24 protein-coding genes are annotated in these 24,844 nt (G+C 73.0%); 16 read left to right on the forward strand and 8 right to left on the reverse strand.

The window, feature by feature from the left end; genetic code table 11:
• Positions 1–12: 12 nt before the first annotated feature.
• The 6 genes from AC3ET3_RS10020 to AC3ET3_RS10045 all read left to right on the forward strand — a co-directional run bounded on the left by AC3ET3_RS10020 (position 13) and on the right by AC3ET3_RS10045 (position 8,330).
• The gene (locus tag AC3ET3_RS10020) at positions 13–1,152 is read left to right on the forward strand and encodes a sensor histidine kinase (RefSeq protein WP_432134502.1); all 1,140 of its coding nucleotides are present in this window, start codon (positions 13–15) and stop codon (positions 1,150–1,152) included.
• A gap of 136 nt (positions 1,153–1,288) precedes the next feature.
• Positions 1,289–2,410: a phenylalanine--tRNA ligase subunit alpha gene (gene pheS, locus AC3ET3_RS10025; protein ID WP_432134501.1), complete on the forward strand. Its 1,122-nt coding sequence runs from the start codon at positions 1,289–1,291 to the stop codon at positions 2,408–2,410.
• A complete protein-coding gene (pheT, locus tag AC3ET3_RS10030) occupies positions 2,410–4,923 on the forward strand; it encodes a phenylalanine--tRNA ligase subunit beta (RefSeq protein ID WP_432134500.1) in 2,514 nt (837 codons plus the stop codon). Before pheS ends, pheT begins: the two co-directional genes overlap by 1 nt.
• A gap of 183 nt (positions 4,924–5,106) precedes the next feature.
• On the forward strand, positions 5,107–6,153 hold the full coding sequence (locus AC3ET3_RS10035) for a PP2C family protein-serine/threonine phosphatase (protein WP_435611989.1): 1,047 nt from the start codon (positions 5,107–5,109) through the stop codon (positions 6,151–6,153).
• 208 nt (positions 6,154–6,361) lie between these two features.
• The gene (locus AC3ET3_RS10040; RefSeq protein WP_435611990.1) at positions 6,362–7,702 is read left to right on the forward strand and encodes an NsdA family TPR-like regulatory protein; all 1,341 of its coding nucleotides are present in this window, start codon (positions 6,362–6,364) and stop codon (positions 7,700–7,702) included.
• 97 nt (positions 7,703–7,799) lie between these two features.
• Positions 7,800–8,330, forward strand: a complete 531-nt coding sequence (locus tag AC3ET3_RS10045) for an NUDIX hydrolase (protein WP_432134497.1) — start codon at positions 7,800–7,802, stop codon at positions 8,328–8,330.
• Here the strand turns inward: AC3ET3_RS10045 and AC3ET3_RS10050 are convergent.
• Positions 8,327–8,584, reverse strand: a complete 258-nt coding sequence (locus tag AC3ET3_RS10050; RefSeq protein WP_432134496.1) for a hypothetical protein — start codon at positions 8,582–8,584, stop codon at positions 8,327–8,329. The two genes, AC3ET3_RS10045 and AC3ET3_RS10050, sit on opposite strands and share 4 nt — an antisense overlap.
• 193 nt (positions 8,585–8,777) lie before the next feature.
• Positions 8,778–9,650 carry a 3-hydroxybutyryl-CoA dehydrogenase gene (locus tag AC3ET3_RS10055; protein ID WP_432134495.1) on the reverse strand — a complete coding sequence of 291 codons (873 nt, stop codon included), beginning with the start codon at positions 9,648–9,650 and terminating at the stop codon, positions 8,778–8,780.
• A 181-nt stretch (positions 9,651–9,831) separates the two neighbouring features.
• On the opposite strand from AC3ET3_RS10055, the gene AC3ET3_RS10060 reads away from it, so the two are divergent.
• Positions 9,832–11,076 (forward strand): glycoside hydrolase family 10-like protein, encoded by a 1,245-nt coding sequence (locus tag AC3ET3_RS10060; protein ID WP_435611991.1) that lies wholly within the window; start codon positions 9,832–9,834, stop codon positions 11,074–11,076.
• A gap of 1 nt (position 11,077) precedes the next feature.
• Here the strand turns inward: AC3ET3_RS10060 and AC3ET3_RS10065 are convergent, their stop codons facing one another.
• Both AC3ET3_RS10065 and AC3ET3_RS10070 read right to left on the reverse strand, forming a co-directional pair.
• A complete protein-coding gene (locus AC3ET3_RS10065) occupies positions 11,078–11,281 on the reverse strand; it encodes a DUF1918 domain-containing protein (protein ID WP_432134493.1) in 204 nt (67 codons plus the stop codon).
• A gap of 115 nt (positions 11,282–11,396) precedes the next feature.
• Complete coding sequence (locus tag AC3ET3_RS10070; RefSeq protein WP_432134492.1) at positions 11,397–12,314, reverse strand: DMT family transporter; 918 nt, start codon at positions 12,312–12,314, stop codon at positions 11,397–11,399.
• On the opposite strand from AC3ET3_RS10070, the gene AC3ET3_RS10075 reads away from it, so the two are divergent.
• The 4 genes from AC3ET3_RS10075 to AC3ET3_RS10090 all read left to right on the forward strand — a co-directional run bounded on the left by AC3ET3_RS10075 (position 12,313) and on the right by AC3ET3_RS10090 (position 17,526).
• Positions 12,313–13,749, forward strand: coding sequence for an aminotransferase-like domain-containing protein (locus AC3ET3_RS10075; protein ID WP_432134491.1), 1,437 nt, complete (start codon positions 12,313–12,315; stop codon positions 13,747–13,749). The two genes, AC3ET3_RS10070 and AC3ET3_RS10075, sit on opposite strands and share 2 nt — an antisense overlap.
• A 63-nt stretch (positions 13,750–13,812) precedes the next feature.
• Positions 13,813–14,232 carry a GNAT family N-acetyltransferase gene (locus tag AC3ET3_RS10080; RefSeq protein ID WP_432134490.1) on the forward strand — a complete coding sequence of 140 codons (420 nt, stop codon included), beginning with the start codon at positions 13,813–13,815 and terminating at the stop codon, positions 14,230–14,232.
• 94 nt (positions 14,233–14,326) lie between these two features.
• Positions 14,327–14,896, forward strand: coding sequence for a histidine phosphatase family protein (locus tag AC3ET3_RS10085; RefSeq protein ID WP_432134489.1), 570 nt, complete (start codon positions 14,327–14,329; stop codon positions 14,894–14,896).
• A 155-nt stretch (positions 14,897–15,051) separates the two neighbouring features.
• The gene (locus AC3ET3_RS10090) at positions 15,052–17,526 is read left to right on the forward strand and encodes an alpha-L-arabinofuranosidase C-terminal domain-containing protein (protein WP_435611992.1); all 2,475 of its coding nucleotides are present in this window, start codon (positions 15,052–15,054) and stop codon (positions 17,524–17,526) included.
• A gap of 18 nt (positions 17,527–17,544) precedes the next feature.
• Here AC3ET3_RS10090 and AC3ET3_RS10095 read toward each other — a convergent pair whose 3' ends face one another.
• Together AC3ET3_RS10095 and AC3ET3_RS10100 are read right to left on the reverse strand one after the other, a co-directional pair.
• Entirely contained in the window at positions 17,545–18,006 is a 462-nt protein-coding gene (locus AC3ET3_RS10095) for a carboxymuconolactone decarboxylase family protein (RefSeq protein WP_432134487.1), read from the reverse strand.
• A gap of 42 nt (positions 18,007–18,048) precedes the next feature.
• On the reverse strand, positions 18,049–18,225 hold the full coding sequence (locus AC3ET3_RS10100; protein WP_435611993.1) for a hypothetical protein: 177 nt from the start codon (positions 18,223–18,225) through the stop codon (positions 18,049–18,051).
• A gap of 47 nt (positions 18,226–18,272) precedes the next feature.
• Here AC3ET3_RS10100 and argC point away from each other — a divergent pair, with 47 nt between their 5' ends.
• Genes argC through AC3ET3_RS10125 form a run of 5 tightly spaced genes read left to right on the forward strand, consistent with a single transcriptional unit; the run spans position 18,273 to position 23,103 of the window.
• The gene (argC, locus tag AC3ET3_RS10105) at positions 18,273–19,301 is read left to right on the forward strand and encodes an N-acetyl-gamma-glutamyl-phosphate reductase (protein ID WP_432155707.1); all 1,029 of its coding nucleotides are present in this window, start codon (positions 18,273–18,275) and stop codon (positions 19,299–19,301) included.
• Positions 19,298–20,449, forward strand: coding sequence for a bifunctional glutamate N-acetyltransferase/amino-acid acetyltransferase ArgJ (gene argJ, locus AC3ET3_RS10110; protein WP_432134484.1), 1,152 nt, complete (start codon positions 19,298–19,300; stop codon positions 20,447–20,449). The genes argC and argJ overlap by 4 nt, the downstream gene beginning before the upstream one ends.
• Complete coding sequence (argB, locus tag AC3ET3_RS10115) at positions 20,446–21,360, forward strand: acetylglutamate kinase (RefSeq protein WP_432134483.1); 915 nt, start codon at positions 20,446–20,448, stop codon at positions 21,358–21,360. Before argJ ends, argB begins: the two co-directional genes overlap by 4 nt.
• A complete protein-coding gene (locus AC3ET3_RS10120) occupies positions 21,357–22,553 on the forward strand; it encodes an acetylornithine transaminase (RefSeq protein WP_435611994.1) in 1,197 nt (398 codons plus the stop codon). Before argB ends, AC3ET3_RS10120 begins: the two co-directional genes overlap by 4 nt.
• A 7-nt stretch (positions 22,554–22,560) precedes the next feature.
• Entirely contained in the window at positions 22,561–23,103 is a 543-nt protein-coding gene (locus AC3ET3_RS10125; RefSeq protein WP_432134481.1) for an arginine repressor, read from the forward strand.
• Between the two features lie 171 nt (positions 23,104–23,274).
• On the opposite strand, the gene AC3ET3_RS10130 is transcribed toward AC3ET3_RS10125, so the two are convergent.
• Complete coding sequence (locus tag AC3ET3_RS10130; RefSeq protein ID WP_432134630.1) at positions 23,275–24,015, reverse strand: FAD:protein FMN transferase; 741 nt, start codon at positions 24,013–24,015, stop codon at positions 23,275–23,277.
• Between the two features lie 37 nt (positions 24,016–24,052).
• Entirely contained in the window at positions 24,053–24,841 is a 789-nt protein-coding gene (locus AC3ET3_RS10135; protein ID WP_435611995.1) for an FMN-binding protein, read from the reverse strand.
• Positions 24,842–24,844: the final 3 nt, after the last annotated feature.

A 24,844-nucleotide genomic window follows, 5' to 3' on the forward strand; every position in this document is an offset into this window, starting at 1 on the left:
TGGGGTACGGGGATGAGTGGGGGCACGAGCGGCACGCCGCAGGCCCGGGACGTGCGGCGCCCACCGGTGGCTCGACCGCCCGGTGCACCGGGCGCGCCGGACCTCGACCCCGACGACCTGCCCGACGGTCTCGTCGTCGCCGACGAACGCGGCCGGGTCGTCTGCTTCAACACCGCCGCCGAGCGCATCACCGCGACCCCCTCCGCCGACGCCCTCGGTCAGCCCCTGGAGAAGGCCCTGCCCCTGGAGGACCTGGAGGGCCGGCGCTGGTGGCAGCTGACCGACCCGTACGGAGGACTGGCGACCCGGGTTAGGCAGCCCGAGCGGAACCTGCTGCTGCCGGGCGGGCGGGAGGTCCTGGTCTGCGCCCGCTACGTGCGCACGCGGCCCACCGGCCCCGTCCGGCGCGTCGTCGTCTCCCTGCGCGACACCGAGGCCCGCCGCCGCACCGAGCGCTCCCACGCCGAGCTGATAGCCACCGTGGCCCACGAACTGCGCTCCCCGCTGACCTCCGTCAAGGGCTTCACCGCCACCCTGCTCGCCAAGTGGGCCCGCTTCACCGACGACCAGAAGCGGCTGATGCTGGAGACCGTCGACGCCGACGCCGACCGCGTCACCCGCCTCATCGCCGAGCTGCTCGACATCTCACGCATCGACTCCGGGCGGCTGGAGGTGCGCCGGCAGCCCGTCGACATGGGCGCCGCCGTCAGCCGCCACATCCAGGCCTACGTGGCCGCCGGCCAGCCCGCCGACCGCTTCCTGCTCCGCATCGAGCAGCCGCTGCCCGCCCTGTGGGCCGACCCCGACAAGATCGACCAGGTGCTCAGCAACCTCCTCGAAAATGCCGTGCGGCACGGTGAGGGAACCGTCACCATTGAGATCACGCCCGCCGCCTCCCCCCGAGAGGGAGAGGACACCGGCACATCGGTCACCGTGAGCGACGAGGGCACCGGCATCCCGGAGGAGTCCATGAACCGCGTCTTCACCCGCTTCTGGCGGGGCAGCAAGCGCGGCGGCACCGGCCTCGGGCTGTACATCGTCAAGGGCATCGTCGAGGCCCACGGCGGCACCATCACCGTCGGCCGTGCCCCCGGCGGCGGCGCGGAGTTCCGATTTACGCTGCCCGTGGCCGCCCCGGCGTATCTCGCCTGACGGGCCGCGGGCCGTTCCCCCACCTCCACCCCGTTAGACTCGGCCTTTGGCACCTTTGTGTCCCGAAGACCAGGACGCACTGTCCATGAGCCGGTGACGGGGACCATCCGCCAGCCAATCGGAAGCACGGGAAGAGATGTCGGCACCCAATAAGTCGTACGACCCTGTCGAGGTCGAGGCGTTGAAACCGGAAGAGATCGAGCGCATGCGGGACGAGGCGCTCGCCGCCTTCGCCGCCGCGGACTCCCTCGACGCGCTCCAGGAGGCCAAGGTCGCCCACACCGGCGGCACCTCCCCGCTGGCCCTCGCCAACCGCGAGATCGGCGCCCTGCCCCCGCACGCCAAGGCGGCCGCGGGCAAGCTGGTCGGCCAGGCACGCGGCGCCGTGAACAAGGCCCTCGGCGTCCGCCAGGCCGAGCTGGAGGCCGAGCGGGACGCCCGCGTACTGGTCGAGGAGGACGTGGACGTCACGCTGCCGTACGACCGCGTACCGGCCGGCGCCCGCCACCCGCTGACCACGCTCTCCGAGCGCATCGAGGACATCTTCGTGGCCATGGGCTACGAGGTCGCCGAGGGCCCCGAGGTCGAGGCCGAGTGGTTCAACTTCGACGCGCTCAACATCGGCCCCGACCACCCGGCCCGCGGTGAGCACGACACCTTCTTCGTGGCCGGCCCGGAGGGCGGCACCGAGTCCGGCGTGGTGCTGCGCACCCACACCTCGCCCGTCCAGATCCGCTCGCTGCTCGACCGCGAGCTGCCGGTCTACGTGATCTGTCCTGGCCGGGTCTACCGCACCGACGAGCTGGACGCCACGCACACCCCGGTCTTCCACCAGGTCGAGCTGCTGGCCGTGGACGAGGGCCTGACCATGGCCGACCTCAAGGGCACCCTGGACCACATGGTCCAGTCGCTGTTCGGCGAGGGCATGAAGACCCGGCTGCGGCCGAACTTCTTCCCGTTCACCGAGCCGTCCGCCGAGATGGACATGGTGTGCTACGTGTGCCGCGGCGAGTCCGTCGGCAACCCCGACCGGCCCTGCCGCACCTGCTCCAGCGAAGGCTGGATCGAGCTGGGCGGCTGCGGCATGGTCAACCCGCGGGTGCTCACCGCCTGCGGTGTCGACCCGGAGAAGTACAGCGGCTTCGCCTTCGGGTTCGGCATCGAGCGGATGCTGATGTTCCGCCACAACGTCGAGGACATGCGAGACATGGTCGAGGGTGACGTCCGGTTCACCCGGCCGTTCGGGATGGAGATCTGATGCGGGTCCCGCTTTCTTGGCTGCGGGAGTACGTCGACCTGCCGGCGACCGAGACCGGCCGTGACGTACAGGCCAAGCTGATTTCGGCCGGCCTGGAGGTCGAGAGCGTCGAACACCTCGGTGCCGACCTCAAGGGCCCCCTGGTCGTCGGCCAGGTGCTGACCATCGAGGAGCTGGAGGGCTTCAAGAAGCCGATCCGCTTCTGCACCGTCGACGTCGGCCACGCCAACGGCAACGGTGAGCCCCAGGAGATCGTCTGCGGAGCCCGCAACTTCGCCGTCGGCGACAAGGTCGTCGTGGTCCTGCCCGGCGCCACCCTGCCGGGCGGCTTCTCCATCTCCGCGCGCAAGACCTACGGCAAGACCTCCCACGGCATGATCTGCTCCAGCGACGAGCTGGGCATGGGCGACGACGGCACCAAGGGCATCATCGTGCTGCCGCCGGAGACCGAGGTCGGCCGGGACGCCGTCGAGCTGCTGGAACTGGTCGACGAGGTCCTCGACATCGCCGTCACCGCCAACCGCGGCGACTGCCTGTCCATCCGCGGCGTCGCCCGCGAGACCGCCATCGCCTACGGCCTGCCGCTGCGTGACCCGGCGCTGCTCGACGTACCGGGCCCGAACGCGTTCGGCTACCCGGTCCAGGTCTCCGACCCGGCCGGCTGCGACCGCTTCACCGCCCGCACGGTGACCGGCCTCAGCCCCGAGGCACGCTCCCCGATCTGGCTGCGGCGCCGGCTGCAGAAGGTCGGCATGCGCCCGATCTCGCTCGCCGTGGACGTCACCAACTACGTGATGATGGAGCTGGGCCAGCCCCTGCACGCCTACGACCGCGGCCTGGTCCGGGGCGCCATCGGGGTCCGCCGGGCCGAGCCGGGCGAGAAGCTCACCACCCTCGACGGCGTGGCGCGCACCCTCGACGCCGAGGACCTGGTCATCACCGACGAGCGCGGCCCCATCGGCCTCGCCGGTGTCATGGGCGGCGCCGACACCGAGATCGCCGATCACGAGGACGTGGAGAACGCCACGACCGAGGTCGTCATCGAGGCCGCCCACTTCGACGCCGTCTCCATCGCCCGTACCGCCCGCCGGCACAAGCTGTCGTCCGAGGCGTCGCGCCGCTTCGAGCGGGGCGTCGACCCGGCCGCCGCCGCGGCCGCCGCGCAGCGGACCGTGGACCTGCTGGTGCTGCTCGCCGGCGGCACGGCCGAGGCCGGCGTCACCGAGGTCGTCGCCCCCTCCGCGCCGCACACCATCACCGTCCCGGCGAACCACCCGGACCAGGTCGCGGGCGTCGAGTACGGTCGTGAGACCGTCGTGCGCCGCCTCCAGGAGATCGGCTGCGACGTCTACGGGCAGGACGAGCTGATCGTCACCGTCCCGTCCTGGCGGCCCGACCTGCTGGAGCAGAACGACCTGGCCGAAGAGGTCATCCGCCTGGAGGGCTACGAGAACCTGCCCTCCACGCTGCCCAAGCCGCCGTCCGGCCGGGGTCTGACCCACCGCCAGCGGCTGCACCGCCGCGTCGGCCGGGCGCTGGCCGGCGCCGGGTACGTCGAGGCCCCGAACTACCCGTTCATCGGCGAGCAGGTCTTCGACCAGCTCGGCCTGGCGTCCGACGACCCCACCCGCCGGGTCGTCAGGCTCACCAACCCGCTGAACGACGAGGAGCCCGCGCTCCGTACGACGCTGCTGCCGGGCCTGCTGGGCGCGCTGCGGCGCAACGACGGCCGGGGCTCGCACGACCTGGCGCTGTTCGAGACGGGGCTGGTCTTCCACCCGCGCGGGGAGCAGCGGCGCGCCGTCGCCCTGCCCGTGGACCGGCGGCCCACCGACGAGGAGATCGCCGGGCTGAACGGCGAGCTGCCCGAGCAGCCGCGCCATGCCGCCGTCGTCCTCGCGGGCGCCCGCGAGCAGGCCGGCTGGTGGGGCGCGGGCCGCCCGGCCGACTGGGCCGACGCCGTCGAGGCGGGGCGTCTGGTCGCGCGTGAGGCCGGTGCCGAGCTCACCGTCCGCAAGGGCGCGTACGGGCCCTGGCACCCGGGCCGGTGCGCCGAGTTCACGGTCGTCGCCGACGGCACGGAGACGGTCGTGGGGCACGCGGGCGAGCTGCACCCGCGGGTGCTGAAGGCGCTGGGACTGCCCGCCCGCACCTGCGCGATGGAGCTGAACCTCGACGTGCTGGAGCGGGTCGGAGACGACACCCCCCAGGCGCCGGGCATCTCCACGTTCCCCGTCGCCACCCAGGACGTCGCCCTCGTGGTGGACCGCCCGGTGCCGGCCGTCGAGGTCGAGGCGGCGCTGCGGGAAGGCGCCGGCGCGCTGCTGGAGTCCATCCGGCTGTTCGACGTCTACGAGAACGAGGACCAGCTGGGGGACGGGAAGAAGTCGCTGGCCTACGCCTTGCGGTTCCGCGCCGGTGACCGGACCCTGACCGTCGACGAGGCGTCGGCGGCCCGGGACGCGGCGGTCGCCCTCGCGGGCGAGCGCACGGGGGCCGTTCTGCGCGGCTAGCCGTCCCGCCGCCGCGGTGGGGGGCTGCCGGTACGGCCCCCCACCCCTGAGCGGTCACTTCACTCATCCGGGTGATGAACTCGGGCGGTATGGCCCGCCTGGGTCATGGACTCGACACAATCGGACCGGTCCTTCGGGGCCGGTCTGTCTGTGCTGTCCGGGCCTGGATGGGGGGCCATCGACATGTTCGGCATCAGGCGGCCGCTGCGGCGAGTCCTCGCGTCGGGGTTGCCCATGGTCTGGGGCGCCGTCGCGATCGCCTACAAGATCGTCTGCCCGCTCGCCCAGCAGACCTCGCTGGGCGCCCGGCTGGTCAGCAGCGCCGTGTTCTTCGCCGTCGGCACCGGGCTGGTCTGTCACGTGCGGCGGGCCCTGATACGGGAGCTGCGGCAGGTCCGGCGGGTCGCCGGAGCCGCGCAGAGCGTGCTGCTGCGACCGTTGCCGCCCCGCGTCGACGGGCTGGACGTCGCCGCCGCCCAGCTCTCCGCCGACCGCGGCGCCGGCGTGGGCGGCGACCTCTACGACGTGATCGCCGGGGAGCACGGCGTACGGGTGGTGATGGGCGACGTCCGCGGGCACGGACTGGCCGCGCCGGCCACCGTCGGCGCCCTGCTAGGCGGTTTCCGCGAGGCCGCCCACGACGAGCCCGACCTCGCCGGAGTGCTGCGCAGACTCGACCGCACCCTGGCCCGGCATCTGCGCCAGCGGGCCCGGGAGGAGCACCCGGCGGTGAGCGGACGCGACCCGGACCACCCGGTCGCGGAGGAGTTCGTCACGCTGCTGCTCCTGGAGATCGCCCGGGACGGCGAGGTCCGCGCCCTCAACTGCGGTCACCCCTGGCCGTATCTGATCAGCGGCGACCGGGTCGAGCCCGGGTGCCGGACGGACCCGCTGCCACCGCTGGGCCTCTTCCCCCTCCCGCCCGACCTGGCGGCCACCTCCTGCGGACCGCTGCTCCCTGGCGAGTCCCTGGTCCTCTACACGGACGGCGTGGAGGACGCCAGGGATGCCAGGGGCCGCTACTTCTCGCTGCCGGCGGCCTTGCGCCGGGTGGCCCGTCACCCGACCCACCTCGTCCCCCGCACCGTCGTCTCCGCGCTCGTCCGGCACACGGCGGGCCGGCCGCAGGACGACATGGCGCTGCTCGCCCTGCGCAACGACCGTTCCCCGCACCCGACTTCGCGGGCGCCGGCGAGCGCCGGACGGGCCGCGGCGCACCGCACCGGATGACGCGTCGCCCAGCGGTGAACCGGGTCGCCCAGCGGTGAACCGGGTCGCCGTAACAACGAGGGGGAGCCGGCGACCCGGCATTTCAGTCAACCGACTCGAAACGCTCCGCGACAGTGCGCGCACCCTGCGGATTCGGGCACTTGGTTCACACCCCGTGTGAACGCGGAGCCACTACGCTGACGACCACCGAGGCGACCGGGGGGCACCCATGCAGCCCAACACTCTGCTCGACGCGATCCTGGACGAGGCGGGCATCTCGCACGCCGGTCTCGCCGCCCACGTCAACCAGGCGGGACGCGCCCGCGGACTCTCCCTGCGCTACGAACACACGGCGGTCGCCCGCTGGTTGAAGGGCCAGCGGCCGCGCGGCCAGGTGCCCGACCTGATCTGCGAGGTGCTCGCGGTCCGGCTGCACCGGTCGGTGACCCTGGACGACATCGGCCTCGGCGTCCCGGGTGAGCCGGCCGCCCCGCACGCCGGTTCGCTCTCCGGCTTCGTGGAGCGGGCCACCGCCCTGTGGCGCTCCGACGAGCAGCAGCGCCCCCACCTCCTGGGCGCCCCGGCGGTCACCGGGACACCGGCCGTGATGCCGGTGTGGGAGTGGGAGAACCCGCCCGAGGACGTGGACGTCTCGCGCGGCGGCCGGCACCGGGTCACGCCGGCCGACATCCACATGCTGCGTGCGGCCCGCACCCACTACGAGCAGATGTACCGCAAGGCGGGCGGCGTGGCGACCCGCTCCCGGATCGTCGGGTTCCTCAACGCCGAGGCGGCGCCCCTGCTGCGCGGCGGGTACACCGACGCCACCGGACGCCAACTGCACCGCGCGACCGGGGGCCTGGTGGCGGTCGCCGGTATCTGCGCCTACGACTCGGACGCGCACGGGCTCGCCCAGCGCTACTTCCACCAGGCGCTGCGCCTCGCGAAGGCCAGCGGGGACCGGGGGCTGGGCGCGTACGTCATCGCGCTGCTGGTCAACCAGTCGCTGTTCATGCGGGAGTACCGGCAGGCCGTCGCCTTCGCGGAGGCCGCGCTGCGCGCCGCCGGCCACCACATCACCCCCGCACTGGTCTCCGACCTGTACGCGATGCAGGCCAAGGCGTACGCCCACCTCGGCGACGGCGGCAGCGCGCTGTCCTGCATCCGGCGCGCGGAGGCCGCCGCCGAGCGCATCAGGCCCGGCGGTGAGCCCGACGAGACCGGGTACGTGCAGCCGGGCCTGGTGAACGTGCAGGTGGCGGAGGCCCTGCTGAGTCTCGGTGATCTGAACGCGGCGGCCGAGCACGCGGCGGCCGCCGTGGACAACCCGGCGCACGACCGGGGCCGGGTGCACCGGCTGGCCATGCTGAGCACGATCGAACTGCGGCAGGGCAACGCCGACAAGGCCGTGGCCATCGCGGTGCAGATGGCCGAGCAGGCCCGGGGGATGGAGTCGCAGCGGCTGCGCGACAGACTCCGGGCGGTGCGTGAACACCTGGTGCGCAGCGGCGGCGCCGGCACCGCGGAAGCCGCCGAACTGATCGACGGAGCACTGCGGGTACCGCTGTAGACGTGCCGTGGGCCCGGCTCCGGGCCGCCGTGGGTCCTGACCCGTTCCGTGTCCCTGCTGCGATATTGCCCCTTACCCAACGGAAGGTGGCAGAACCGTGCAGTGGACGAAACAGAACGAACAAACGGTGTATGAGAACCGCTGGTTCAGCGTCAACCTCGCGGATGTCGAACTCCCCGACGGCCGCCATCTGGACCACTTCCTGATCCGGCTGCGGCCGGTCGCCGTCGCCACGGTGGTCAACCCGGCCAACGAGGTGCTGCTGCTGTGGCGGCACCGCTTCATCACCGACAGCTGGGGGTGGGAACTCGCGGCCGGTGTCGTCGAGGACGGTGAGGAGATACGCGCAGCGGCGGCGCGGGAGCTGGAGGAGGAGACCGGCTGGCGGCCGGGGCCCCTGCACCACCTGATGACCGTGGAGCCGTCCAACGGCCTGACCGACGCCCGGCACCACGTCTACTGGTCGGACGAGGGCGAGTACCTGGGGCACCCCGTGGACGCCTTCGAGTCGGACCGGCGCGAGTGGGTCCCGCTCAAACTCGTGCCCGACATGATCGCCCGCGGGGAGGTCCCGGCCGCCAACATGGCGGCCGCGTTACTGCTCCTGCACCACCAGCGGCTCGGCTAACGACCGAGCGCCTGCCAGACCGCGACGACGAGGGCGCCGATCCCGGTGACCGCCGCGAGCGACGGCAGCGGCCAGCGGCGGTGCTCCAGGGTGATGACGCGGGTGCTCAGCTGGTCCAGCTCCCTGGCGGTCTCCTTGGTGCGATGGGTCAGCAGGGCGAAGCCCCCCTCGACGCGGGCGTACGCCACGTCGAGCCGGCGGCGTAACTCTGCGAGTTCCTCGGTGGTCACGGGATGTTCGGACTCGGCGGTCACGTCTCCGCTCCTTTCCGTGGTCGACTCACGTGGATTCACATCCCTTGCATGCGCATGAAGAGTCAACTCGCCTGGTGGGCGCGGGGGGAGCGTGTGCGCGGGGCATATGCGGGTCCCTCGCGCACACGGTGTGTGAATGCCGAGGGCCCGGCGCTCGGAAGAGCGCCGGGCCCTCGGTGGCCACGGTCCGTGGTCAGTACGTGTAGAAGCCGGCGCCGGTCTTGCGGCCCAGCCGGCCCGCGTCGACCATGCGCTGCAGCAGCGGGGGAGCGGCGTACAGCGGCTCCTTGAACTCGTCGTACATCGACTGCGCGACCGACGCCACGGTGTCCAGCCCGATCAGGTCGGACAGCTTCAGCGGGCCCATGGGGTGAGCGCAGCCCAGCTCCATGCCGTTGTCGATGTCCTCCCGGCTGGCGATGCCGGTCTCGAACATCCGGATGGCGGAGAGCAGGTAGGGGATCAGCAGCGCGTTCACCACGAAGCCGGAGCGGTCCTGGGCGCGGATGGCGTGCTTGCCCAGCATCTTCTCGGCGAACAGCTGCGCCCGGCCGAGCGTGCCCTCGGAGGTGGTCAGCGCGGGGATCAGCTCGACGAGCTTCTGCACCGGGGCCGGGTTGAAGAAGTGGACGCCGACGACCTGGTCGGGCCGAGAGGTGGCGACCGCGAGTTTCACCAGGGGGATGGAGGAGGTGTTGGAGGCGAGGATGGCGTCCGGACGGGTCACCACCTGGTCGAGGACCTGGAAGATCTCGGTCTTGACCTGCTCGTTCTCCACGACCGCCTCGATCACCAGATCGCGGTCGGCGAACTCCCCGAGGTCGGTGGTGAAGCTGAGCCGCTCCTGGGTGGCGTCCCGCTCCTCCTCGGTGATCTTGCCGCGCTCGGCGGCCTTGGCCAGGGAGTTGAACAGCCGGGTGCGGCCGATCTCCAGGGCCTCGCCGGTGGTCTCGGCGACCCTGACGTCGAGTCCGGCGCGGGCGCACACCTCGGCGATGCCCGCCCCCATCTGCCCGCAGCCCACCACGCCGACGCGTGCGATGTCTCCCGCTGGGGTGCCCGTCACATCGTTCCCTTCGCCTGTCTTCGTCCCGGCTGTGCGGCGCAGGCCCTCCGGGTCGCGGCACGCCTGCTCCGATCGTGCACGTTACTAGTAAGTATCGATGATCGATCAGCAGGGTGGCGGCATGCTGGGGCGCGGACGCGATCCGTGACCGGGCGGATCCACTGAGTTCTCGGGACAAGCCATGGGACGACTGACCCGACGGGCCTTCGCGCTCGCGGCCCTGACCGCGGTCACGACGACGGGCTCGGCGGCGGCCGCACCCGCGGCCGCGCCGGTTGGCACCGGCCATCCGCGTGCGGAACCGGCCGAGATGCGGGGCATGTGGGTGGCGAGCGTCGCCAACCGGGACTTCCCCTCCCGGGCCGGGCTGACCGCCGCCGAACAGCGCGCCGAACTGCTCTCCTGGCTGGACCTCGCGGTACGCCGACGGCTGAACACCGTGATCCTCCAGGTCCGGCCGACCGCCGACGCCCTGTGGCCCTCCCCGTACGAACCCTGGTCCGAGGTGCTGACCGGCACCCAGGGCAGGGCCCCGGGCTGGGACCCGCTGGGCACGGCCGTCACGGAGGCGCACGCCCGCGGGCTGGAGCTGCACGCCTGGTTCAACCCCTACCGGATCGCCCAGCACGCCGACCCCACCCGCCTGGCCGCCTCCCATCCCGCCCGCCGGTATCCGCAGTGGGTGGTGCGGTACGCCGGCAAGCTCTACTACAACCCGGGGCTGCCGGAGGTCCGCGCCTTCGTCCAGGACGCCATCCTCGACGCCGTGCGCAAGTACCCGCTCGACGCCGTCCACTTCGACGACTACTTCTACCCGTACCCGGTGGCGGGCCAGACCTTCGACGACGGTGACGCCTACGACCGCTACGGCGGCGGCCACTCCGGGCGGGCGGCCTGGCGGCGCGCCAACGTGGACCAGCTGATCGTGGAGACCGCCGGGCGCATCAAGGCGATCCGGCCGGCCACCCAGTTCGGGATCAGCCCCTTCGGCGTGTGGCGCAACGCGGCCACCGACCCGCGCGGCTCGGACACCCGGGCGCTGCAGTCGTACGACGACGTCTACGCCGACAGCCGCAAGTGGGTCCGCGAGGGCTGGCTGGACTACGTCTGCCCCCAGCTGTACTGGAACATCGGCCTGGCCGCCGCCGACTACGCCAAGCTGGTGCCCTGGTGGGCGGAGGTCGCGCGGGGCAGCCGCACCCGGCTCTACCTGGGGGAGGCGCTGTACAAGGCGGGTGACCCGGCGCAGCCCGCCGCCTGGCGGGATCCGGCCGAGCTGTCCCGGCACCTGACGCTCGCCAAGAAGTACCCCGAGGCGCGCGGCCATGTCTTCTTCGCGGCCCGGGAGGTGCGGACCGACCGGGCCGGGGCCCTGGCGCGGGTGATCGCCGACCACTACACGCGGCCGGCGAAGCCCCCGCGCTGAACTACCTCTGCATCCGTTGCTGGTCGCGGTGCCGGACCTCGCAGTCCGGGCCCGGTGACATGACGGCCTCGTGCCCGTCGGGGAAGCGGACGCGGTAGGGCGGGTTGCCCTGCTCGCCCATCACCTCGACGACCTCCGAGACCTGATCGTGCTGGCCCACCACCCTGCCGTGCTGGACAAGGTGGTCGCCCACCGATGCGCGCATCTGTCGGCCTCCTCACGATGTGTGCGGGAGCGGCTCCGTGGCATTTCGAGTCTACGGTGCGGTGGTCCGCCGGGAAGCGGGCCCGCTCGGCCCGGCCGCGGGCCGTCCGGCCCGTTCAGCCGCGTGCCCGCTGGGTGACCGCGATGCAGACCAGCACCGCCGCGGCCGTCAACGGGGCGGCCGCCGTCAGGTGCTCGCCGAGCAGGAGCACCGACCACACCAGTGTGAGCAGGGGCTGCGCCAACTGCAACTGACTGGCCTTCGGGACGCCGATCGCCGCCATGCCCCGGTACCAGACCACCAGCCCCAGGAACTGCGAGCCCGCCGCCACCCACAGCAGCCCCGCCACACTGTGCGCGGTCAGCCGGACCGGCTCGTGGGCGAGGGCGAGTGCCGCGGCGGGCAGGGTCAGCGGCAGGCACAGCACCAGCGCCCAGCCGATCACCTGCCAGCCCGGCAGCACCCGGGCCAGCCGGCCGCCCTCGGTGTACCCGGCCGCGCACACCAGCAGCGCGCCGAACAGGTACAGGTCGGCGGTGGTCAGGGCGCCGCCGCTCTGCCGCACGGTGAACACCCCGACCGCGCCCGCGCCGGCCAGCGCCGCCAGCCAGAAGGTGCGCGAGGGCCGGGTGCCCATGCGCAGCGCGGAGACCGCCGCGGTGGTCAGCGGCAGCAGCCCGACCACGACGGCGGCGTGCGCGGTGGTCGACGTCCGCAGCGCCAGCGTGGTCAGCAGCGGGAAACCCAGCACGACGCCGGCGCCGACCACCGCCAGCCCCGGCCAGTGCCGCCGTGCGGGCGGCGGTATCCGCAGTGCCAGCAGGCAGCCGCCCGCGATGACCGCGGCCAGCACGCTGCGCACGGCGACCAGGGACCAGGGCCCGAAGCCCTCCAGCCCCCAGGCGGTGGCCGGGAAGGTCAGCGAGAAGGCGACGACGCCGAGCCCCGCCTGCAGGGTGCCGGCCGACCGCGCCCGGACCGGACCGCCGACCGCTATCCGAGGTGAGGCGGTAGCGCTACTCTGTGTCTTCATGCAAGAGCGTAGCAGCGTGGACGAACTGGCGAATCAGCTGCGAAGAGAGCTGGACCGCTACTCTCCCGGTGGAAAGCTCCCGTCGAGCCGGGCGCTCGTCGACCGCTTCCGGGTCAGCCCCGTCACCGTCTCCCGGGCGCTGGCCCAGCTGGCCGCCGAGGGGCTGGTGGTGACCCGGCCGGGCGCCGGCGCCTTCCGTGCCCGGCCCCGGCCGCGGGCCGTGCCCGAGGGCGACACCTCCTGGCAGGAGGTCGCGCTGAGCGCCGGCGGCGCCGGCGATCTCGTACCGCGCTCCGTGGAGGCCGCCGGGGTCACCGTGTCGCTGGCCGCGCCGCCGCCCGGGGTGATCGAGTTCAACGGCGGCTATCTGCACCCCTCGCTGCAGCCCGAGCGCGCCATGGCCGCGGCGCTGGCCCGGGCCGGACGCCGCCCCGGCGCCTGGGGGCGGCCGCCGCTGGAGGGGCTGCCGGAGCTGCGGGACTGGTTCGCCCGCCAGCTCGGCGGGGGCGTGAGCGCCGCCGAGGTACTGGTGAGCGCCGGCGGCCAGGCCGCCCTGACCACCGCGCTGCGCGCGCTCGCCCCGCCCGGCGCGCCCGTGCTCGTGGAGTCGCCCACCTACCCCGGCATGCTCGCCATCGCCCGCTCGGCCGGCCTGCGCCCCGTCCCCGTCCCGGTCGACCCCGACGGCGTCAAGCCGCACCTGCTGGCCGACGCGTTCCGCGCGAGCGGTGCCCGCGTCCTCGTCTGCCAGCCGCTCTTCCAGAACCCCACCGGAGCCGTCCTCGCCCCCGAGCGGCGCGCCGAGGTGCTGCGCATCGCCCGGGAGGCCGGCGCCTTCGTCGTGGAGGACGACTTCGTGCGGCGGCTCGCCCACGAGGACGCCGGGCCCCTGCCCCGCCCGCTCGCCGCCGAGGACCCCGACGGCGTCGTCGTGCACATCGCCTCGCTGACCAAGGCCACCTCGCCGAGCTTCCGGGTCTGCGCGCTGGCCGCGCGCGGACCGGTCCTGGAGCGGCTGCGGGCCATCCAGGTCGTCGACATGTTCTTCGTGCCGCGGCCGCTGCAGGAGGCCACCCTGGAACTGGTCGGCTCGCCCGCCTGGCCGCGGCATCTGCGCACCGTCGCCGCGGAGCTGAAGGCACGCCGCGACGCCATGACCGCCGCCCTGCGGCTGCGGCTGCCGGAGCTCGGCCTCGCGCACGTGCCGTCCGGCGGCTACCACCTGTGGCTGCGTCTCCCGGACGGCACCGACGAGGGCGCGTTCACCGCGGCCGCCCTGCGCGCGGGGGTCGCCCTCACCCCCGGCCGCCCGTACTTCAGCGCCGAACCCCCGGCTCCCCATGTGCGCCTGAGTTTCGCGGCGGTCGCGGGGGAGAGCGAGATCAGCGAGGGCGTGCGGCGGCTGCGGGCCGCCTGCGACGAGGTTCTGCCCTGACCTGCGGCCGCGGCACCGATCAATCCGTTCGACACCACGGCCCCGACCTGAGAGGTTCCCGTCATGACCGACGGCTACGAGATCTCCGCCGACCCCGCCCGCATCGACGCCGAGCGCGTCCACCGCTGGCTGTCCACCGACGCCTACTGGGCCCTCGGGCGCCCCCGCGAGAAGCAGGACCGGGCGATCGAGGGGTCGCTGAACTTCGGCGTCTACGACACCGCCTCCGGGGAGCAGGTCGCCTACGCCCGCGTGGTGACGGACCGGGCGACCTTCGCCTGGCTGTGCGACGTGTACGTCGACCCGGCGGTGCGCGGCAAGGGACTCGGCACCGCCCTGGTGGCCGCCGTGCGGGACCGGCTGGCGCCGTACGGGCTGCGCCGGATCATGCTCGCCACCCATGACGCGCACGGCGTGTACGAGAAGCTCGGCTTCGCGCCGCTTCAGCGGCCCGAGCACTGGATGGCGCTGGGCTCCGGCTGACGCTCCGCCTGCCCGGAACACCTGCCGGGGAACTCTCGATAACTCCGAGGTAACACCTCTTGACCTGCGTAGTTTCGCGGCTCACCATCCACGCATGTCACTTCGGGTCACGTTCGTCGCCGCCGCGCGCAGCACGCCCCTGATGGCGGAGCGCTTCGAGGACGACCAGCCGCTGGACCAGGCAGGCTGGGGCGAGGTGCAGCGCGCCGCGGGCGGGCTGGTCCCGCTGGCCGCGGCCGACCTGCGCTACTGCTCGCCGACGCCGCGCAGCCGGGCCACCGGGGACGCGCTCGGCTACGCACCGCTGGTGCAGCTCGCGCTGCGGGACTGCGACATGGGTCGCTGGCGCGGCTTCACCCTGGGCGAGGCGATGGCCCGTGAGCCGGAGGCGGTGGACGCCTGGCTGGCCGATCCGCGCTCGACACCGCACGGCGGCGAGTCGCTGACCGCGTTCATCGTGCGGGTGGGGGCCTGGCTCGACACGCGGCCGGTGGGCGACGGCGGCCGGATCGTGGCGGTGGCGGAGCCGTCGGTGATCCGCGCGGCGCTGGTCTACGCGCTCAAGGCCCCGCCGGCGACGTACTGGAACATCGACATCCGCCCCCTCTCCACGACCACGGTGACCGGGCTGGGCGGGCGCTGGAACCTGCGCTTCGACGGGTGACGCAAGCCTGCGGGGGCGGCCGCCGCGGCTCCGCCCGCCCCTTGATCGTTGTGTGAACCATTGACGCCCTGTCACCTCTTGCCTATCTTTCGTTCGAAGTGCTGACCAGTGTCCGATATCCCGAACATCTGTGTACAGAGAGCCGCGGAGCCCACATGTCACGCACCCGCTGGAGACTCGGTCTCAGCGTCACCGCCCTGCTCGCCGCCTCGGCCGCGCTGCCCGCCCCCGCCCAGGCCGCCGCCGTCACCGACTACACGATCACCGTCGACCCGGCCGCCCGGGGCGCGTCCATCGCCGACACCATGTACGGCGTGTTCTTCGAGGACATCAACCGGGCCGCGGACGGCGGCCTGTACGCCGAACTCGTGCAGAACCGGTCCTTCGAGTACTCCGCCGTCGACAACCGCTCCTACACCCCGCTGACCTCCTGGTCCGTCGACGGCACGGCTCAGGTGCGCGACGACTCCGGCCGGCTCAACGACCGCAACCGCGCCTACCTCTCCCTGGACGCCGGTTCGTCGGTGACCAACAGCGGCTACAACACCGGCGTCCGGGTCGAGAAGGGCAAGAGGTACGACTTCTCGGTGTGGGCCCGCGCCGAGAGCGGCACCACCCTCACCGTCTCCCTCACCGACGCCCCCGGCCCGCTGGCCACCGCCCGCCGGGTCGCGGTCGAGGGCGGCTGGGCACAGTACAGGGCCACCTTCACGGCCGGCCGCACCAGCAGCTACGGCCGGCTCACCGTCGCCTCCACCGCCCCGGTCGCCCTCGACATGGTGTCCCTTTTCCCCCGGGACACCTACCGCGGCGAGCCCAACGGACTGCGCAAGGACCTCGCCGAGAAGATCGAGGCCCTCAGGCCCGGCTTCGTCCGCTTCCCCGGCGGCTGCCTGGTCAACACCGGCTCCATGCAGGACTACAGCGAGGCCGGCGGCTGGCAGCGCGCCCGCTCCTACCAGTGGAAGGACACCGTCGGCCCGGTCGAGGAACGCGCCACCAACGCCAACTTCTGGGGCTACAACCAGAGTTACGGGCTCGGCTACTACGAGTACTTCCGCCTGGCCGAGGACGTCGGAGCCATGCCGCTGCCCGTCGTCCCCGCGCTGGTGACCGGCTGCGGACAGAACCGCGCCGTCGACGACGAGGCGCTGCTCCGGCGGCACATCCAGGACACCCTCGACCTCGTCGAGTTCGCCAACGGCCCGGCCACCTCCACCTGGGGCAAGGTCCGCGCCCGGATGGGCCACCCCGAGCCGTTCCACCTCACCCACATCGAGGTCGGCAACGAGGAGAACCTGCCCGAGGAGTTCTTCGCGCGCTTCCAGAAGTTCCGGGCCGCCATCGAGGCCGAGTACCCGGAGATCACCGTCATCTCCAACTCCGGCCCGGACGACACCGGCGCGATCTTCGACACCGCCTGGAAGCTCAACCGCGACGCGGACGTCGCCCTGGTCGACGAGCACTACTACAACAGCCCGCAGTGGTTCCTGCGGAACAACGACCGCTACGACTCCTACGACCGCCAGGGCCCCAAGGTGTTCCTCGGCGAGTACGCCTCCCAGGGCAACGCCTGGCGCAACGGCCTCGCCGAGGCGGCCTTCATGACCGGCCTGGAGCGCAACGCGGACGTCGTCCGGCTGGCCTCCTACGCACCGCTGTTCGCCAACGAGGACTACGTGCAGTGGCGTCCCGACATGGTCTGGTTCAACAACCACGCCTCCTGGAACTCGGCCAACTACGAGGTCCAGAAGCTGTTCATGACCAACACCGGCGACCGCGTGGTCCCCTCGCGGGCCAGCGGCACACCCGCCGCCGGCGGCCCGATCACCGGCGCCATCGGCCTGTCCACCTGGGCCACCAGCGCGGCGTACGACGACGTGAAGGTCACCGCCGCCGACGGCGCCCCCCTCTTCGACGACGACTTCTCCGGCGACGCCTCCCGCTGGACCCACACCGGCGGCGGCAGCTGGAGCATCCGGGACGGCCAGTACGTCCAGACCGACGAGGCGGCCGAGAACACCCTCGTCCAGGCCGGCGACCCGAGCTGGCACGACTACGACCTGCACGTGAAGGCCACCAAGAAGTCCGGCAAGGAAGGCTTCCTCGTCGCCTTCGGAGTCAAGGACACCGGCAACTACTACTGGTGGAACCTCGGCGGCTGGAACAACACGCGGTCCGCCGTCGAACAGGCCGCGGACGGCGCCAAGTCCACGCTGATCACCAAGGCCGGATCCGTCGAGACCGGGCGCGCCTACGACCTCGACGTCAAGGTGCGGGGCCGCCAGGTGACCCTCTACCTCGACGGCCAGGAGTGGGGCAGCTTCACCGACGACCAGAAGGCCGAGCCCTTCCGCCAGGTCGTCACCGAGGACCGGCACACCGGTGAGCTGATCGTCAAGGTCGTCAACGCCCAGGACGCCCGGGCCCGCACCGCCATCGACCTCGGCGACGTCAAGGTCCGCTCCCGGGCCCGGGTGACCACGCTGGCGGCCGCCGCCGACGCGGTCAACACCGAGACGGACACCCCGGTCACGCCGGTGACCTCGACCCTCGACGGGGTGTCCGCGAGGTTCACGTACACCTTCCCGGCGAACTCGGTGACGTTCCTGCGGATCAGACAGAGGTAGCGCTCACGCGGACCCGGATCAGGCGGGCGAACCCGGTGTCCCGTCCGCGGGCTGCTGCCCGACCGGCAGCAGCCCGCGCTCGGCGAAGACCTTCTTCGCCACCAGCGTCGCGTTGAGCGCCCGCGGGAACCCGCAGTACCCGGCGGAGTGCAGCAGCGCCTCGACGATCTGTCCGGGCGTGAGACCCACGTTCAGCGCGGCGTTGACGTGCACCTCCAACTGGGCCTCGCAGCCGCCGAGCGCGGTGAGCGCGCCCAGCGTCACCAGCTGGCGGTCGCGCGGCACGAGGCCGGGCCGCGCGTAGATCTCGCCGAACCCCCAGGCGACGATCTGGTGGGCCAGCTCCGGGCTGATGTCGGCGAGCGAGTCCACGACCCGCTCCCCGGCCTCGCCGTCGACGCTCCGCAGCACGTCCAGTCCCCGGGCGAAGCGCTCCGCGCGCGTGGTGCTCCCGCTCGTGTCGGGCTCTCGGTCGGTCATGAACACGACCCTAGAGCCTGGAGTGCGCTCGCGGGGGGAACGTCAGCGGCCGTCGCGGCGCAGCCACCCGAGCCGGGGGTCCTCCGGTCGAGGCGGTCCCCCTTCGCCGCACGGCGGCAGCCCCTTGGAGCGCTCGTCCAGGGTCACCGTGGGCGCGATCCGGCGCAGCGTGGCGCGGACCGGGGTGAGCGGGTGCGCCCGGCACTCACCCAATTGCATAAACGTGCAGCGAAACGTATAGTCATGCCATCCAGGAGGAGGAGTCCATGGCAGTACGTGCGGCAGTGGCCGGAGCGAGCGGATACGCGGGCGGCGAGGTTCTGCGGCTGCTGCTGGCCCACCCCGAGGTCGAGATCGGCGCCCTGACCGGGAACTCCAACGCCGGGCAGCGGCTGGGCGCGCTCCAGCCGCACCTGTGGCCGCTGGCCGACCGGGTGCTGAGCGAGACCACCGCCGAGACGCTCGCCGGGCACGACGTCGTCTTCCTGGCGCTGCCGCACGGCCAGTCCGCCGCCGTCGCCGAACAGCTCGGCCCCGATGTCCTCGTGATCGACATGGGCGCCGACTTCCGTCTGAGGGACGCCGCCGACTGGGAGGCCTTCTACGGCTCCCCGCACGCCGGCACCTGGCCCTACGGCCTCCCCGAACTTCCGGGCGCCCGCGCCGCGCTGGAGGGGTCCAAGCGCGTCGCGGTGCCCGGTTGCTACCCCACCGCCGCGACCCTCGCCCTCTTCCCGGCGTACGCGGCGGGCCTCGCCGAGCCGGAGGCGGTGATCGTCGCCGCCTCCGGCACCTCCGGCGCGGGCAAGGCCCCGAAGGCCCACCTGCTGGGCAGCGAGGTCATGGGCTCCATGACGCCGTACGGCGTCGGCGGCGGCCACCGGCACACCCCCGAGATGATCCAGAACCTCAGCGGGGCGGCCGGCGAGCGGGTCTCCGTCTCCTTCACACCGACCCTCGCGCCGATGCCCCGCGGCATCCTCGCCACGTGCAGCGCGAAGGCCGTCGACGGGGTGACGGCTCAGGCGGTCCGCGCCGCCTACGACAAGGCCTACGCCGACGAGCCGTTCGTCGGCCTGCTCCCCGAGGGGCAGTGGCCCGCCACCGCGTCCGTGTACGGCTCGAACGCCGTCCAGATCCAGGTCGCGTACGACGCGGCGGCCGGCCGGATCATCGCGATCAGCGCCCTCGACAACCTCACCAAAGGCACCGCGGGCGGTGCCGTCCAGAGCATGAACCTCGCCCTGGGACTCGACGAGACCACCGGACTGACTACGATCGGAGTTGCGCCGTGAGCGTGACGGCAGCCAAGGGATTCACGGCGGCGGGCATCGCCGCCGGGATCAAGGAGAACGGCAACCCGGACCTGGCCCTCGTGGTCAACCACGGGCCCCGCCGCGCCGCCGCGGGCGTCTTCACCGCCAACCGCGTCAAGGCCGCTCCGGTGCTGTGGTCCGAGCGGGTCGTGCAGAGCGGTCAGGTGTCCGCCGTCGTCCTCAACTCCGGCGGAGCCAACGCCTGCACGGGCCCGAAGGGCTTCCAGGACACCCACGCCACCGCCGAGAAGGTGGCCGAGGTCCTGGGCCGCGGCGCCATCGAGGTCGCCGTCTGCTCCACCGGCCTCATCGGCGTCCTGCTCCCCATGGACAAGCTGCTGCCCGGCATCGAGACCGCCGCCGCCCAGTTGTCCGAGCACGGCGGCGAGAAGGCCGCCATCGCCATCAAGACCACCGACAGCGTCCACAAGACCTCCGTCGCGGCCCGCGACGGCTGGACCGTCGGCGGGATGGCCAAGGGCGCCGGCATGCTCGCCCCCGGCCTCGCCACCATGCTCGTCGTCCTCACCACCGACGCGGACGTCGACCAGGAGACGCTGGACTCGGCCCTGCGGGCCGCCACCCGCGTCACCTTCGACCGCGTCGACTCCGACGGCTGCATGTCCACCAACGACACGGTGCTGCTGCTCTCCTCCGGCTCCTCCGGCACCGCCCCGGACCCCGCGGAGTTCGCGGAGGCCGTCCGCCAGGTCTGCGACGACCTCGGCCGGCAGCTGATCCGCGACGCCGAGGGCGCGAGCAAGGACATCAAGGTCGAGGTCGTCAACGCGGCCACCGAGGCCGACGCCGTCGAGGTGGGCCGCTCCATCGCCCGCAACAACCTCCTGAAGTGCGCCCTCCACGGCGAGGACCCCAACTGGGGCCGGGTGCTCTCCGCCATCGGCACGACGACGGCCGCCTTCGAGCCCGACCGGCTCAACGTCGCCATCAACGGTGTCTGGGTCTGCAAGAACGGCTCGGTCGGCGAGGACCGCGAGAAGGTCGACATGCGCTACCGCGAGGTGCACATCGTCGCCGACCTCGCGGCCGGCGCCGAGACCGCCACGATCTGGACCAACGACCTCACCGCCGACTACGTCCACGAGAACAGCGCCTACTCGTCATGACCAACACACCCGCGCGCAAGCACACCGCCCTGCCCAAGGCCCAGATCCTCATCGAGGCACTGCCCTGGCTGGTGCGGCACAACGGCAAGACCGTCGTCATCAAGTTCGGCGGCAACGCCATGGTCGACGAGGACCTGAAGGCCGCCTTCGCCCAGGACGTCGTCTTCCTGCACCACGCCGGCCTCAAACCCGTCGTCGTGCACGGCGGCGGCCCGCAGATCAGCGCCGCCCTCGACCGGCACGGCATCGTCAGCGAGTTCAAGGCCGGCCTGCGCGTCACCACCGAGGACGCCATGGACGTCGTACGGATGGTGCTGGCCGGCCAGGTCCAGCGCGAACTGGTCGGGCTGCTCAACCGGCACGGCCCCCTCGCCGTCGGCCTCACCGGTGAGGACGCGCACACCATCACCGCCACCAAGCACCAGCCCGAGATCGACGGCGAGCCGGTGGACATCGGGCGGGTCGGCGAGATCACCGACATCGACACCGGCGCGATCGAGGCGCTGCTCGCCGACGGCCGCATCCCGGTCGTCTCCTCGATCGCCCGCAGCAAGGACGACGGGCATGTCTACAACGTCAATGCTGATACGGCGGCTGCGGCACTCGCTGCGGCACTGGGCGCCGAGACCCTCATGGTCCTCACCGACGTCGAGGGCCTCTACGAGGACTGGCCGAACTCCGACGAGGTGATCAGCCGCCTCACCGCGTCCCAGCTGGAGAAGCTGCTGCCGGAGCTGTCCTCCGGCATGGTCCCGAAGATGGAGGGCTGTCTGCACGCCGTCCGGGGCGGGGTGAACACCGCGCGCGTCATCGACGGCCGGGTCCAGCACTCGATCCTGCTGGAGATCTTCACCGACGAGGGCATCGGCACGATGGTCGTGCCCGACGCGGACACCGAGGGGGAGTCGTGACCAACGAGGAGCTGACCACGCGCTGGCAGGGCGCGCTCATGAACAACTACGGCACCCCCCGCCTGGCCCTGGCGCGCGGCGCCGGGGTGAAGGTGTGGGACGCCGACGGCCGGGAGTACCTGGACTTCGTCGGCGGCATCGCCACCAACGCGCTCGGCCACGCCCACCCGGCGATCGTGGAGGCGGTGAGCCGGCAGATCGGCTCCCTCGGCCACATCTCCAACCTGTTCCTGGCCGAGCCGACGGTCGCGCTCGCCGAGCGGCTGCTGGAGCTGTTCGGCCGCGACGGCCGGGTGTTCTTCTGCAACTCCGGCGCCGAGGCCAACGAGGCCGTCTTCAAGATGGGCCGGCTGACCGGCCGGACCCACGTCGTAGCCACCGACGGCGGCTTCCACGGCCGGACCATGGGCGCCCTCGCGCTCACCGGCCAGCCCGGCAAGCGGGAGCCGTTCCTGCCGCTGCCCGGCGAGGTCACCCACGTCCCGTACGGCGACGCCCAGGCGCTGGCCGCCGCCGTCACCGAGGACACCGCCCTGGTGATCATCGAGCCGATCCAGGGGGAGAACGGGGTCGTGGTCCCCCCGCCCGGCTATCTGAAGGCGGCCCGGGCGATCACCGCGGCCACCGGCGCGCTGCTCGTGCTCGACGAGGTGCAGACCGGCGTCGGCCGCACCGGGCACTGGTTCGCCTACCAGGCCCACGAAGGGGTGCTGCCCGACGTGGTCACCCTGGCCAAGCAGCTCGGCGGCGGCCTGCCGCTCGGCGCGACGGTCGCCTTCGGGCGCGCGGCCGACCTGCTGGGGCCGGGCCAGCACGGAACGACGTTCGGCGGCAACCCCGTCGCCTGCGCGGCCGGGCTGGCCGTGCTCGACACCATCGCCGCCGACGGGCTGCTGGAGAACGTCAAGCGGCAGGGCGAGCGGTTGCGGGACGGTGTCGAGTCGCTGAACCACCCGTTGATCGACCATGTCCGGGGCGCGGGCCTGCTCCTGGGTATCGTGCTCACCGAGCCCCTCGCGCCCCAGGCGCAGCAGGCGGCTCAGGAAGCCGGGTTCCTGGTGAACGCGCCCGCCCCCGACGTCATTCGGCTGATGCCGCCGCTGAATCTCGGCGATGACGACGTGGAGGCGCTGGTGCGGGCCCTGCCCGGCATCCTCGACGCAGTGGGTGGGGACCGACGAGCCGGAGAATGAGACGACCATGAGCCAGGCGCAGGACCACGATCAGCACGGGGCCGGGCCCGCCGTGCCGCAGACCCGCACCGCACGGCACCGGCGGATCGTGGACATCCTCAACCGGCAGCCGGTGCGCTCGCAGAGCCAGCTGGCGAAGCTGCTCGCCGACGACGGGCTGAGCGTCACACAGGCGACGCTCTCCCGGGACCTCGACGAGCTCAACGCCGTGAAGATCCGCAACACCGACGGGGACCTCATCTACGCGGTGCCCAGCGAGGGCGGCTTCCGCACCCCGCGCGCGCCGCTGGGGGAGTCGGCCAAGGAGGAGCGGATGCGGCGGCTCTCCTCGGAACTGCTGATCTCCGCGGAGGCCTCGGCCAACCTCGTCGTGCTCCGGACGCCACCCGGTGCGGCCCAGTTCCTGGCGTCGGCCATCGACCAGGCCGAACTGCACGACATCCTCGGGACGATCGCCGGCGACGACACCCTGCTGCTGATCAGCAGGGAGCCCAGCGGCGGGCAGGCCCTCGCCGACCACCTGCTGCGGCTGGCGCAGAACGGTCACTGAGGGGCGGGCCGGGGTGGCGTTTCGGGGGTGGGGGTGCGGTGGTGTGTCGCGCAGTTCCCCGCGCCCCTGAGAGTGCGCCCGGGGCGGGCGTTGCGGGGCGGGCCGCGGACTTCGTAGGGGCCGGACGGGCGGCCCGCCGGGCGCGTGGTTTCCCGTGCCCGGCGCGCCCGGTCAGCCCAGGCGGGCCGCCAGGCCACCCGTGCAGCGGACCTCGTCGCCGGCCGTGATGAGGAGGGCCTCGACGTCGGGAAGGGTCTCCAGCCAGGCCAGCCCGGCCCGGGAGCCCATCGCGAAGGCGGCGGTGGCCCAGCAGTCCGCCCACGTCAGCCGAGGGGCGACGACCGTCACGGCGACCAGGTCCGTCACCGCCGACCGGGCGGTGCGCGGATCCACGATGTGCGCGCCCCGCTCCGCCGTCCCCGAGGTCGCCACGGCCAGCTCGCCGACCCCGGCCGCCGACACCACCGCGGCCAGGCCGCCCGGCCGCAGCGGATCCGAGACCCCGACCCGCCAGGGCCGCTCCGGCGCCGGCGCGCCCAGCAACTGCACGTCCCCGCCGCCGTTCACGCTGACCCCGCTCACCCCGCGCACCTCCGCCAGGCCGCGCGCCACCCGCTCCACGGCCCACCCCTTGACGATTCCGGTCGGGTCCAGCCGCCCCTCGTAGCGCATGCTGAACCAGCCCTCGCTCAGCGACTGGGCCCGGCCGCCCAGCTCCAGCACCTCGGCGACCATCGGGTCGCACTCGCCGACGGTCAGCTCCCCGCGAGCCAGCCGCGAGACGTCGCTGTCCTCACGGTAGGTGCTGAACACCTCGTCGATCCGGTGCAGCCCGGCCACCGCCGTTTCCAGCGCCGACCGGACCGCACCGGGTTCCCCGCCGCGGACGTCGAAGGAGAAGACCGTCCCCATGACCTCCTCCGCGTGCCGCACCGCGGCGGGAGTCGTCTCAGCCACCGGCCTGGTCCAGCGCGGACTGCAGTGACTGCTGGTACCCGGTGCTGGTGTACGTCGCCCCGGACACCGTGTCGATCTGCGCGCTCTGCGCCGCGACCGCCGCCTGGTTGAGCTTCGGCACCGCGTCCGCGGTGATCTGGTCGCTGCGCCCGCCCTTGGGCGCCTGCACCGCCTCGGCGGCGGTGATCTTCCCGGCGCTGACGGTGATCCGCACCTGCACCGGCCCGTACTGCGTCTGCGCCACCGACCCGGTGAACGTCCCGGAGGCCTGCGCGGCGCCGGACTCCCCGGCCCCCTTCCCGGACCCCTCGGCGGCCCCGCCGCCCCCGGCGTTCGCCTTGTCGATCGCCGACTGCAACGACTGCCGGTAGCCGGTGCTGGTGTACGTCGCCCCGGACACCATGTCGATCTGCGCGCTCTGCGCCGCGACCGCCGCCTGGTTGAGCTTCGGCACCGCGTCCGCGGTGATCTGGTCGCTGCGCCCGCCCTTGGGCGCCTGCACCGCCTCCGCCTGCGTGATCCTGCCGTTGCTCACGGTCAGCCGGACCTGCACGGCCCCGTACTGGGTCTGCGCCGCGTCCCCCATGACGGTGCCGGCCGCCGGGGCTCCCGCCCCGCCCTGGGCGGACTCCTGGTTCACCGCCGACGAGCCGGGCGGCGAGCCCGCCGCCGAGGCGGCGGCCGGGTCCGACGCCGGCTTCATCGACAGCAGCAGCACGATGCCGGACACGGTCGCCGCGGTGGCGAGCACGACACGCCGGACGGGGTGGCTCTTCCTCATCTG

This window comes from Streptomyces sp. bgisy159 (assembly GCF_057707805.1).

Coding starts and splice junctions, on each gene's coding strand:
- AC3ET3_RS10060 (WP_435611991.1), top strand. CDS start 9,832: ATGGGACGACTGACCCGACGGGCCTTCGCGCTCGCGGCCCTGACCGCG.
- AC3ET3_RS10130 (WP_432134630.1), bottom strand. CDS start 24,015: ATGGGGACGGTCTTCTCCTTCGACGTCCGCGGCGGGGAACCCGGTGCG.
- AC3ET3_RS10095 (WP_432134487.1), bottom strand. CDS start 18,006: ATGACCGACCGAGAGCCCGACACGAGCGGGAGCACCACGCGCGCGGAG.
- AC3ET3_RS10065 (WP_432134493.1), bottom strand. CDS start 11,281: ATGCGCGCATCGGTGGGCGACCACCTTGTCCAGCACGGCAGGGTGGTG.
- AC3ET3_RS10125 (WP_432134481.1), top strand. CDS start 22,561: ATGAGCCAGGCGCAGGACCACGATCAGCACGGGGCCGGGCCCGCCGTG.
- argC (WP_432155707.1), top strand. CDS start 18,273: ATGGCAGTACGTGCGGCAGTGGCCGGAGCGAGCGGATACGCGGGCGGC.
- AC3ET3_RS10070 (WP_432134492.1), bottom strand. CDS start 12,314: ATGAAGACACAGAGTAGCGCTACCGCCTCACCTCGGATAGCGGTCGGC.
- AC3ET3_RS10100 (WP_435611993.1), bottom strand. CDS start 18,225: ATGCAATTGGGTGAGTGCCGGGCGCACCCGCTCACCCCGGTCCGCGCC.
- AC3ET3_RS10035 (WP_435611989.1), top strand. CDS start 5,107: ATGTTCGGCATCAGGCGGCCGCTGCGGCGAGTCCTCGCGTCGGGGTTG.
- AC3ET3_RS10090 (WP_435611992.1), top strand. CDS start 15,052: ATGTCACGCACCCGCTGGAGACTCGGTCTCAGCGTCACCGCCCTGCTC.
- AC3ET3_RS10020 (WP_432134502.1), top strand. CDS start 13: ATGAGTGGGGGCACGAGCGGCACGCCGCAGGCCCGGGACGTGCGGCGC.
- AC3ET3_RS10075 (WP_432134491.1), top strand. CDS start 12,313: ATGCAAGAGCGTAGCAGCGTGGACGAACTGGCGAATCAGCTGCGAAGA.
- AC3ET3_RS10080 (WP_432134490.1), top strand. CDS start 13,813: ATGACCGACGGCTACGAGATCTCCGCCGACCCCGCCCGCATCGACGCC.
- AC3ET3_RS10040 (WP_435611990.1), top strand. CDS start 6,362: ATGCAGCCCAACACTCTGCTCGACGCGATCCTGGACGAGGCGGGCATC.
- AC3ET3_RS10135 (WP_435611995.1), bottom strand. CDS start 24,841: ATGAGGAAGAGCCACCCCGTCCGGCGTGTCGTGCTCGCCACCGCGGCG.
- pheT (WP_432134500.1), top strand. CDS start 2,410: ATGCGGGTCCCGCTTTCTTGGCTGCGGGAGTACGTCGACCTGCCGGCG.
- AC3ET3_RS10085 (WP_432134489.1), top strand. CDS start 14,327: ATGTCACTTCGGGTCACGTTCGTCGCCGCCGCGCGCAGCACGCCCCTG.
- argB (WP_432134483.1), top strand. CDS start 20,446: ATGACCAACACACCCGCGCGCAAGCACACCGCCCTGCCCAAGGCCCAG.
- pheS (WP_432134501.1), top strand. CDS start 1,289: ATGTCGGCACCCAATAAGTCGTACGACCCTGTCGAGGTCGAGGCGTTG.